General features: G+C 34.9%; 2 protein-coding genes. Both read left to right on the forward strand.

The window, feature by feature from the left end:
* The first annotated feature begins 77 nt into the window (after positions 1-77).
* Positions 78-1253, forward strand: a complete 1176-nt coding sequence (locus DW947_RS09300) for a glycoside hydrolase family 172 protein (protein WP_005824687.1) — start codon at positions 78-80, stop codon at positions 1251-1253.
* A gap of 102 nt (positions 1254-1355) precedes the next feature.
* Positions 1356-2777 carry a SusC/RagA family TonB-linked outer membrane protein gene (locus DW947_RS09305; RefSeq protein ID WP_243635079.1) on the forward strand — a complete coding sequence of 474 codons (1422 nt, stop codon included), beginning with the start codon at positions 1356-1358 and terminating at the stop codon, positions 2775-2777.
* The last annotated feature ends 39 nt before the right edge of the window (positions 2778-2816 follow it).

Below are 2816 nucleotides of genomic sequence, written 5' to 3' on the forward strand. Positions count from 1 at the left end.
TACAAGAAATATCTTGAACTGGCAAAACTTGCTGAAACCATTAACTAAGTATATAAACCAATTAATTTATTTAAACCATGAAAATCAAATTTTTTATCTTAGCAGCCTTATGTATGGCAACTATAAGCATTTACGCTCAAAATTTTAATGGACTTGACATGAATATGGGTAATTTATATCGCTTATCCAATGCCAAGACACGTTCCATCAGCCCTGAAAACTTTACAGGTGAGAAAGGTAAAGGTGGTATGGCTGATCCAATTACAGATAAAGAAAAAATAAATCAAGCTAATGCACATCATGCAGCTAAAACTTTAGGGCAAGGCTGGAAAGTCAATCCTTATGTAAACATTGGCCCTAACGAAACTTTTACTTTAGCAGAAATCGAAGGCCCTGGTTCTATACAACAAATTTGGATGACACCAACAGGTGAATGGAGAAAAACAATTATTCGCTTTTATTGGGATGATGAAAAAGAACCTTCTGTAGAGTGCCCTATAGGTGATTTTTTCTGCAGTGGTTGGGGACTATATTCTCCATTAAGTTCATTAGCAGTTTGTGTAAACCCTGGTAGTGCGTTCAATTGTTATTGGCAAATGCCTTTCCGCAAAAAATGTAAAATTACAATGGAAAACATTGACCCCAATAATGAAATGAGAGTTTATTACCAAATAAACTACACTTTAACAGAAGTTCCTGAGGATGCAGCTTATTTTCATGCACAATTCCGTCGCTCAAATCCTAATATAAATTCTGACCATGTATTGGTTGATGGTATTAAAGGTAAAGGACAATACGTTGGTACATATATTGCTTGGCAAGTGAATAATAACGGTTGGTGGGGTGAAGGTGAAATTAAATTCTTCATGGATGGTGATAAGAAATTTCCGACAATCTGCGGTACTGGTACAGAAGATTACTTTTGCGGATCTTACAACTTTGAAAATAAAACGACGCATCAATATGAAGAATTCACTACTCCTTATGCAGGATTACATCAGATTATTCGCCCAGATGGAGTTTATCGTTCACAACAACGTTTTGGCATGTATCGTTGGCACATACTTGATCCAATCCGTTTTGAAAAGGATTTAAAAGTTACAATTCAAGATCTTGGATGGCGTAACGACGGCCGATATCTCGATCAGAAATCAGACATTTCTTCTGTTGTATTTTGGTATCAAACTGAACCACATGCTAAATTTCCAACATTACCTTCAGTAGACGATCTAGAAATTGTACGACCTTTTTAAAATACTCTGAGAAATATATAATTATTTATCTAAACATTTTATCACTTTGAATCTATGCTAAATTTTTATCAAAAAAGGACTTTGTCCAATACAATTCGACTAATGACAATATTATATATGTTATGCATATGTCAATTAGCTATTGCACAAACCAAAAACTTCCAAGGTGTCGTAAAAGATGCAAAAGGCAACACATTACCAGGAGTTACAATATTGGAAACTGGCACCAGTAATGGAGTTTCAACAAATATTGACGGAATATTTGAGATAAAATTAAGACCTGGCAGTACATTAACAGTAAGTTATATTGGATACATTACTCGCACCATTCCAACTAACGATAAAACTACTTTTTTAAACATCATTCTTGAAGAAGATGTATTTCAGCTTGATGATGTGGTAGTGGTAGGTTATGGTTCCATGAAAAAAGGTGAAGTAACCAGTGCTATTACATCAGTAAAAAAAGACGATTTTCTTGCCGGGATGGTAAAAAGTCCCGAACAACTCCTTCAAGGAAAAGTAGCAGGTCTTCAACTTTCAAATTATACTGGTGATCCTGTATTAGGACTCGAAATGACTATTCGAGGTGTTAATTCATTATCTGGTAATACTAGTCCATTGATCGTTATTGACGGAATTCCAGGTGGTAGTTTAACAGCTATTTCAAGTGAAGACATAGAATCTATAGATGTGCTAAAAGATGGTTCTGCAGCTGCTATTTATGGTACTCGTGGTACAAATGGTGTCATTGTAATTACTACCAATCGTGCTAAAGCGACTAAACTTTCCATGGAGTATAATGGATCTATCTCATTTGAAACATTTGCAAAACATGCTGATATGTTAACAGCCAATGATTATCGTAGATTAACAGATGATCCTGATTTTCCAGGTATTCAAGATGAGGGAACTACCACTGATTGGGTGGACGCTATTAGTCGTACAGCTATCAGCCACAATCATTTTCTTTCTTTGAAAGGTGGTAGCGCTGAATCCAATTACGTAGCTTCCATAGATTATCGCAAACGTGAAGGTGTCATTCGTCATACAGATCGTGAATCTATTACAGCTAAAATAGGTCTAAATCATAATATGTTCAATAATAAATTACGCTTTCAATTCAATATCAATGATAGTTATGTCACCCAACAACGTGCATGGTATGCAGCCTATTTAAATGCTTTATTAGAAAATCCTACCCGCCCTATCTATGATGAAAATGGAAATTATACGGAATATAAAGTAAATCTTAAACCTTATAATCCGGTTGCCATGATTAATGAAGAATATGATGTAGAAGGATACAATCAATTAATGATGAGCGGGAAAATAACTTTATCACCAATTGAAGGTCTTAATCTAAGTGTGATGGGAGCTATGCAACGTTTTGATCGCATGGAGAATAAAAGCAATACATTTAAACATATGACTACTGTGGTAAACGGAGATTATGGTAATGTTTGGAATTGGGCTGATAATACAATGCAAAAGAATTTAGAATTGGTAGGTGATGTCTTTTCCTGATTTAGCTAGACGCTTTTTCTTTTTATAACCGATATCAGT

Origin of the sequence: Bacteroides sp. AM44-19, assembly GCF_003603395.1 — a bacterium.
In the GTDB taxonomy this organism is placed as follows: Bacteria; Bacteroidota; Bacteroidia; order Bacteroidales; family Bacteroidaceae; genus Bacteroides; species Bacteroides uniformis.